At 35.2% G+C, this 7,515-nt stretch carries 9 protein-coding genes; 7 read left to right on the top strand and 2 right to left on the bottom strand.

The window, feature by feature from the left end:
- Positions 1–185: 185 nt before the first annotated feature.
- Positions 186–365, bottom strand: coding sequence for an aspartyl-phosphate phosphatase Spo0E family protein (locus GH715_RS20860; protein WP_153837170.1), 180 nt, complete (start codon positions 363–365; stop codon positions 186–188).
- 771 nt (positions 366–1,136) lie between these two features.
- On the opposite strand from GH715_RS20860, the gene GH715_RS20855 reads away from it, so the two are divergent.
- The 3 genes from GH715_RS20855 (at position 1,137) to GH715_RS20845 (ending at position 4,191) form a co-directional block, all read left to right on the top strand.
- The gene (locus GH715_RS20855; RefSeq protein ID WP_153837171.1) at positions 1,137–2,255 is read left to right on the top strand and encodes a zinc ribbon domain-containing protein; all 1,119 of its coding nucleotides are present in this window, start codon (positions 1,137–1,139) and stop codon (positions 2,253–2,255) included.
- A gap of 16 nt (positions 2,256–2,271) precedes the next feature.
- A complete protein-coding gene (locus GH715_RS20850) occupies positions 2,272–3,399 on the top strand; it encodes a S1C family serine protease (protein ID WP_153837172.1) in 1,128 nt (375 codons plus the stop codon).
- A gap of 132 nt (positions 3,400–3,531) precedes the next feature.
- On the top strand, positions 3,532–4,191 hold the full coding sequence (locus GH715_RS20845) for a hypothetical protein (protein ID WP_153837173.1): 660 nt from the start codon (positions 3,532–3,534) through the stop codon (positions 4,189–4,191).
- Positions 4,192–4,283: 92 nt separating this feature from the next.
- Here the strand turns inward: GH715_RS20845 and GH715_RS20840 are convergent, their stop codons facing one another.
- A complete protein-coding gene (locus GH715_RS20840) occupies positions 4,284–4,730 on the bottom strand; it encodes a hypothetical protein (protein ID WP_153837174.1) in 447 nt (148 codons plus the stop codon).
- Positions 4,731–4,879: 149 nt separating this feature from the next.
- Between GH715_RS20840 and GH715_RS20835 the strand changes: the two genes are divergently transcribed.
- From GH715_RS20835 to spoVAE, 4 genes are read left to right on the top strand one after another with little or no spacing between them, the layout of a single operon-like run.
- Positions 4,880–5,338 carry a YhcN/YlaJ family sporulation lipoprotein gene (locus GH715_RS20835; RefSeq protein WP_153837175.1) on the top strand — a complete coding sequence of 153 codons (459 nt, stop codon included), beginning with the start codon at positions 4,880–4,882 and terminating at the stop codon, positions 5,336–5,338.
- A gap of 13 nt (positions 5,339–5,351) precedes the next feature.
- Entirely contained in the window at positions 5,352–5,807 is a 456-nt protein-coding gene (gene spoVAC, locus GH715_RS20830; RefSeq protein ID WP_018932843.1) for a stage V sporulation protein AC, read from the top strand.
- Positions 5,807–6,811, top strand: a complete 1,005-nt coding sequence (spoVAD, locus tag GH715_RS20825) for a stage V sporulation protein AD (protein WP_153837176.1) — start codon at positions 5,807–5,809, stop codon at positions 6,809–6,811. The genes spoVAC and spoVAD overlap by 1 nt, the downstream gene beginning before the upstream one ends.
- Positions 6,812–6,828: 17 nt before the next feature.
- Entirely contained in the window at positions 6,829–7,179 is a 351-nt protein-coding gene (spoVAE, locus tag GH715_RS20820; protein ID WP_153837177.1) for a stage V sporulation protein AE, read from the top strand.
- Positions 7,180–7,515: the final 336 nt, after the last annotated feature.

Below are 7,515 nucleotides of genomic sequence, written 5' to 3'. Positions count from 1 at the left end.
GGATCTTCAGATCACGCTGATCCCACAGGAGTCGAAGTGTTGGCAAATACACTTAAAATTTGTCAAAATAACTACTTCGTTTAATACCGTCATTGCGCTGATTTTATGCTTTCTTTCCATATCAGCATACAAAACCCGTTTCAGGGAGTGGTTGAAACGGGTTTTCCTTATATATTTATTCATACTCATTCTGTATTTTTATTTTGTTTTTGCTTATAATGCTCATAATCATTTAATAACTCATCCAACTCTTGACTAATGTGAAGTGATTCTTTGCTTGTAATACCTTTTTTGAGAGCAACATCGGTCATTTCTTTTCTTAATTCCTCAATCTTACTTATTAAATTTATTGGATATAGTGTCATTTACCGAGTTACCCCCTAAAATTATTTTCTTCAACAGTACATTTGGTAAACGCTATTGATTATCCCAAAAAAATGATTCCTTGTAAAGCGAACCGCAATATTAGACAATTCTTTCGTATAAGAAAAGATTTTCTCGTAAATCTTGCAACATTTCGACATTTTCCTTTTATTGTATTTTATTATATTATGGAACCAGCAAGACCACATGATGCTTTTGGCTATATTCAAAATAAAGCTTTTCTATCCATAAGAAATCTGACTTAATAGCTTTGGAAAAAACAATCGAAAATTCAAATATATGTATTTAATATAAAATATTTAAAGATATTTTACAAGTAAAGTACGCATTATGATGTTTGTGAATTATGGTGATTTTTGTCTATATGAAGCACAACACCAGAACAGCAATCTGCTTTCATTAGACTCAATAACAAAACCTCAATAGACTATTCTCTATTGAGGTTCTCTTATTTCTACATTATTTTACACGATCAAAAATACTATACCCCATACAACCGATTAAAATCACTAAACATAAAATACCAAAAAGATCCACGTTCTACACCTCATTTTTTCAATTCTTCTTTTCTATATTATACCTAATTTTCTCATTTTAATAAAGAATATTTTAGTATTTTCTTACCAATTCCTCTAAAGAATTAAATGGATTCATGCTATAATAAAGTGAGACTTCTATCTCAATTTAGTTAAACTAGAAGGCGAGGAATTATTTTGTCCTTTTGTCCCAATTGTGGTAGTCAGGTTGAAATAATGGAAACCTTTTGTGTTTCTTGCGGAAAAAGATTACCAGAAGATATAAATAAAAGAAAATTACCAGAGAAACCGTCTAAAAAATGGTGGTTACTTCCTACTGTATCATTGATACTTGCGAGTTGTATAATTGGTTCCACATATTTTATTACAAACTACCAATCTAATAAAGCCCTAAATTATTACGATGAAGCAGCTGAGATGGCTCTGATTGGTGATTATCAACAAGCAATAAATTTACTTGAGCGAGCACTGGATTATAAAGAAAATTTTCCTGCTGCCGAAGAAGTTATAGCATTTTTAAATGTTGCTATGGAAGTGGAAGAAGATATCAAGCAAGTTGAGACCTTAAATGAACAAAGGAAATTTGCTGAATCATTTAATATAATTCGAAATTCGGAAGCTGATTTACAAAAATTCAGTGGGGACTTGACCGATCAACTAATGGAGGAAAATCTCGCCACCAAAAATCAAACTTTATTAAAACAAGCAACCTATAAATTGAATAATGATCCTACTACTGCTGAATTAAAGGCTTTATTATGGGAGGTAGAAGATATAACACATGAACAGGCCGATGAATTACATGAAGAAGTACACCAAAAGCTAGTGTCAATGACTTATCAAGAGGCTACTGCTTTACTAGAAGACTTTCAATTTTCTCAAGCCTTACATGTAATTGAAGATACGTTAAAAGTAGTGGAAAGTTCTGAACAATTAGATAGTTTAAAAACAACGATCAATAAAGAGAAAACAGCTTTCGAATCTGCTCAGGAGCAACGAATTGAACAAGCACTTTCTGCGTTTGAAGAAGAACAAGAATTAAATGAAAGTCATGCCATAGAACTCATTGATATACAAATACAAGAAGAGAAAGATAACTGGGTCATTACTGGTCAATTAAAAAGTGTTGCTACAGTCCCTATCCATTCTATCTTAGTCAGTTATTCAATCCGTGATAAGGACGACAATACTGTTTTAGAAAACGATGTTTATGTATTCCCAGAGACATTATATCCAGATGAAGAGGGTAATTTTGAATTTACTCATTATGACGTTAATACGGACTATGAGCGATTAACACCAAAAGTAGAAGAAGTTACTTGGTACTTAGAATAAACTCCGGGGGATTCTTATGTATAAGAAAAGAAAATATATTCCTATTTTTTCGGCTGTCATCATACTATTATTATCACTAATTGCTGCAATTAGTATTTACTTGAGTTTTATGAACCAGCCGTTAGAAATAACGAATACACTAGCTACCAATATTGCAAGTGAGAGTGAAGTAAATTTAAAAAATATTATTCATCAATCTCAAAAATCTGTTGTTCAAATTGAAAGTTCCAGTGATGTCAATAAAAAAACAGGTTCTGGTTTTGTAATAAACAATCAAGGTGATATCATTACCAATGCCCATGTAGTCGAGGATGCTGACACCATTATTGTGAAATTAACTAATGCTAGGGAATATCCGGCAGCAATAGTTGGGATCGGAGAAGATCAAGATTTTGCAGTAATACGTGTTCCAGAGCTAAACCAGCTAGAACCAATAGCACTAGAAACGGACAAACAAGCCGATATCGGTGATGAAATAATTGCGATTGGAAGTCCGATGGGGATTCAGAATAGTGTATCTCTTGGATTGGTCGTTGGTACTGACCGATCATTTTCGATAAATGATTATCAATACGATGAAGTGTATCAAATATCTGCAAACATCACACATGGAAATAGCGGTGGTCCTCTTATTTCCAGAAACAGCGGAAAAGTCATTGGGATTAACTCTGCGGGAATTTCTGATACAGACATTGGATTCAGTATACCAATCTCACAAGTTGCTGAGATCGTTTCAGAATGGACGGATAATGTACAAGAAGATGAATTAACTATTCTCTCCCCTACCGATCAAAAAATTAATAAAAAAAAGCTTAAAGAAGACACTCTTTATATTGCTGAATACTTTTTTGATAATATTGAACTAAGAGATTATGTTAATGCCTATTCTTTATTGGGTAGTCAATATCAAAATAGCACGAGTTATACAGACTTCCGTCAATTATTTCAAACACTGATTGATTTAGATGTTCAAGATAAAACCATTATCGATACTCAAAATGATGAAGTGCATATGGAAGTCAATGTCGAAATAACGATAAGAAATGAGACATACGAAGAAGTCCAAAAATCACGGCAGTATACGTTAGTTGTTGGGTATGAAAATGACCAACTAAAAATACTTAAATTACAACAAGCGACATAAAGTGAGACTTCCATAAGTAAGGGGGATTTTCCCTACTTATGGTTAACGAAACTTATCACCCTACTCTCACCTCTTTGAAACGATTAATCATTTTAGTGGACCATTAGTAAACCATACAGAGGGGATGCTGTTTTGAAGAAAATCATTATTATTTCACTCATTCTTTTGATCGGATGTAGTAATAAAGAAAGCGAGCCGATGATCACAAAAGAAGATCCTGATCAACCAATAGATGAATTATTAGACCAAGAAGAAATACCTCAGGAAAAAGAAGACCCTGAAGTAGAGTTTATATTAGAAGATGAAATCATAACATTGAACACAGACAATATTACTATACTCGGCGCCTATCTCAACACGGTGGAAAACAGAGATAGAGCTATAGCTAATATGAAGCTTGAAAAGCTTGAACTGGATCGACTTTACCTACTTTCTTTTAATTGCTCGTCAACGACTTGTTCTTATCTCTTATTAGATAGAAATGAGCCAAATCGTTCATTTTTAGTAGATGATTTAGTTTATTTAAAGGAAGCGATCCCATCTCCTGATCAATCAAATTTGGTATTTATTTTGGATACATCTCAAGGAGATACATGGAAAGTTTTCAACCTAGAAGACTGGAATACAGTAAAATTTGAGCCCCCACCGCCGTCTGAAGATATTAATATTCAATCAGCAGAGTGGCTTGATGAAGAATCTATTATTATCAACTATCAGCAAATATCAAATAATAAAGAACAGGAAATGATCATTACAGAGAAACAAGAACAATTGTTTGATGGAGAAGATTAATTGCACTCAAAGTTAGCAAATGCTACCTCCACACAAAAAACCCGTTTTCATTATGAAACGGGTTTTTTGAACTGGCACTATGGTGGGCAAACTTATTGGAATTTAATCGTTTCCTCGGTTTTAATGTCTATCCTTTCTCCATCAATAAAAAACTGGGTATGGACAAACATTTTATGATCCCCTTTTTCAAGAGCCGGAAAATTCAATGGTTGCTGTGGGTAATACTGGTACCCGGGTTTCATCTGTTTGGATATCGGACTACCTGTAAAAGTTGCATTGTCAGCGTTAATAGTAACTTGTGTTAGTGGTGTTCTGTGCTGGATCATCATATCTTCTTCCCCAATATATTGAATCGATCGTAACACTTGAAAACCATCACTAGTTGGTTCTACTCGTATATGTACAATAAAATCCTCATATTGTTCTTCAATCTTGACTGTTTCAACTAAAGATGCTTTCTGTAAATCCTTAATAACAAACAGTAGGACAGTCCCAATACAAGCGATTATAGCGATGACAATGGTGTATTTTTTCCACACATGTCATTCCTCCTCGCCATTTTTCTTTTCTTATATAGACGAATTTTCTATGCGTTTGGTTTCATTTCTTTTACACATTTTGAATGTATACTTTTTTAAAACTTCTACAAGATATGTATAAGGCTATTCCATTAAAGGGAGGAAATAAGATGAAAGTGTTACATATATTCACTACTATCATGTGCATCTTAATACTTGCTGCCTGTAATAATCAGGACAATTCCTCTACGGCTCAAGGTGATTCGTCTGATATTGTCATGTTGAGTTCAGAAACGTCAAATGCACATGAGGAACAGTCTATACCTAGCATAGCACAAACATATTTGGACGACCAGACAAATGATATTGCTTCATACAAAGCAATTCATATGGAAGATCAACTTTTTGTTGCCTTTAATGCAACACCTCTTAAACAAGCAGTTGAACAAAAAATAGAAAAACGAGTAAAAAAAGACTTAGAAACATTAACGAATATCAAAGAAATTCAAGTGACTTCTGATCAAAAATTTTTCATGGAGTTAACCAAGCTGGAAAATCAATCATTATCAAAGGAAGAAGCTCAAAAAAAATTAAAGAAACTCAAAAAACTGTTGAAAGAGAAAACGTAATGGAGGATATACAATGAAAGATCACCAAACAAATTACAAGGATTATGAAAAAGCCCAAGAACCGAAACGACCATTACTAAAAAACTGTATCAAGGCTTTTTTAATTGGTGGGCTTATTTGTGTCATTGGACAGGTTATATCAACCATCTATATGTACTTCTTTGACTTCACCGAACAAACTGTTGGTAATCCAACAGTTGCAACATTAATATTTATCACGATGTTACTTACTGGATTTGGGGTTTATGATCGTATTGCTCAATTTGCAGGGGCTGGAACGGCTGTGCCTGTAACAGGGTTTGGTAATGCTGTAATTTCTGCTGCAATAGAACATCGTACAGAAGGATTTGTTCAAGGTGTTGGTGGAAATATGTTTAAACTTGCTGGTTCTGTAATTCTATTCGGTGTATTTTCTGCATTTATTATAGCTTTAATTAAAACTATTTTTTCTTATTGGAGTGGCGCATAATGATGACAGGTAAACAAACTTGGGTATTTGATACCCCTCCATCCATCATTTCAACAGGAGTAGTTGGAGGGCCGTTAGAAGAAAAAGGAAATATCCCCAATGACTTTGATTATTTCTATACAGATCAATGGATGGATGAAAAGTCATTTGAACTTGCACATCAACATATGATCGAAGATGCATGTCACTACGCCATTGAAAAAGCGAATTTGGAATTAAGTGATATCCAGTACTTTCTACACGGCGATCTAATTAACCAGTTAACTCCCTCTAACTTTGCAGCTAAAAATTTAGGCACTCCCTATTTAGGTGTATTTAGTGCTTGTGCAACGTCAATGGAAGGATTAGCTATGGCTGCTTTAATAGCGAATCAAATGAAAGCTGATTATGTGATGACTGGTGCGGCAAGTCATACTTCCGCAGTGGAAAGACAGTTCCGCTATCCGAATGAATACGGTAGCCAAAAACCCGATACTGCTCAGTTAACTGTAACCGGTGCTGGCATAGCTATTCTTTCAAAGAATGGTACAGGTCCAAAAGTAACATCTGCAACGATTGGAAAAGTTGTGGATAGAGGTTTAAAAGATCCGTTTAATATGGGTGGTGCTATGGCTCCAGCTGCATATGATACCATTACTAGACATTTGAAGGATCGAAATATTTCTCCTGATTATTATGATTACATCATAACCGGTGATCTCGCTAAAGTTGGCCGTGAAATGTGCTTAGATTTATTCCAACAAAATAATGATCAAATTAACGAAAATCAATTTGTTGATTGCGGGTTAATTATCTATAAATCTGATCAACCTATATTCGCTGGAGCTAGTGGGCCAGCATGTTCGGCAGTGGTTACATATGGCCACTTTATCAATAAGCTGTTACAAGGAGAATGCAATCGTATTTTAGTTGTTGCTACAGGAGCTTTGTTATCCCCACTGACCGTTCAACAAAAACAAACAATACCGTGTATTGCACATGCAGTATCTATTGAAAATGTTTAAAAAAGAGGTGATTTGGAATGGTTTTTTTATGGTCTTTCATAGTTGGGGGGCTTATCTGTGTAGTCGGTCAGCTATTACTTGATGTAGGGAAGCTGACCCCCGCTCATACATTAAGCACATTGGTTGTAGCTGGGGCTATTTTAGATGGGCTAGGGTTATATGAGCCGTTAATCGATTTTGCTGGAGCTGGTGCTACAGTTCCGATCACGAGCTTTGGTAACTCCCTTGTTCACGGTGCATTAGAAGAAGCGGAGAAACACGGATTGATAGGTGTTGTAACAGGTATGTTTGAAGTAACAAGCTCAGGTATTTCTGCAGCAATCATCTTCGGAATGATAGGCGCCATCTTCTTCAAAGCAAAGGGCTAAGAAAAACCGGCAACCCCCGCCGGTCCTGTCCAAAGTAGTCATTTTGACATGAATAATAGGCATAACAACCGCTACGGCTTGCCCACTTCGCTTTCCGTGGGGCGCGTCTTCATCTAACTTTTGTAAAGAAGATCGCTTTACAAAAGTGGATCTTCAGATCACGCTGATCCCACAGGAGTCGAAGTGGACGCCTACGCTAAATAACGTTCTACATTTTTTTAACGTACGGACATTACGTCTTTTTTTACATTGTATAAAACCTCAAAAAGTTAGCTGTCACTTACGTTGTAGAGCTTTTTTATAGCGGAGGCCGCCCGCTTCAACTCCTGTGGGACT

The sequence above is a fragment of the Gracilibacillus thailandensis genome (assembly GCF_010994055.1).
GTDB lineage: Bacteria > Bacillota > Bacilli > Bacillales > Amphibacillaceae > Gracilibacillus > Gracilibacillus lacisalsi.
This window is presented reverse-complemented; position numbering and strand designations above follow the sequence as displayed.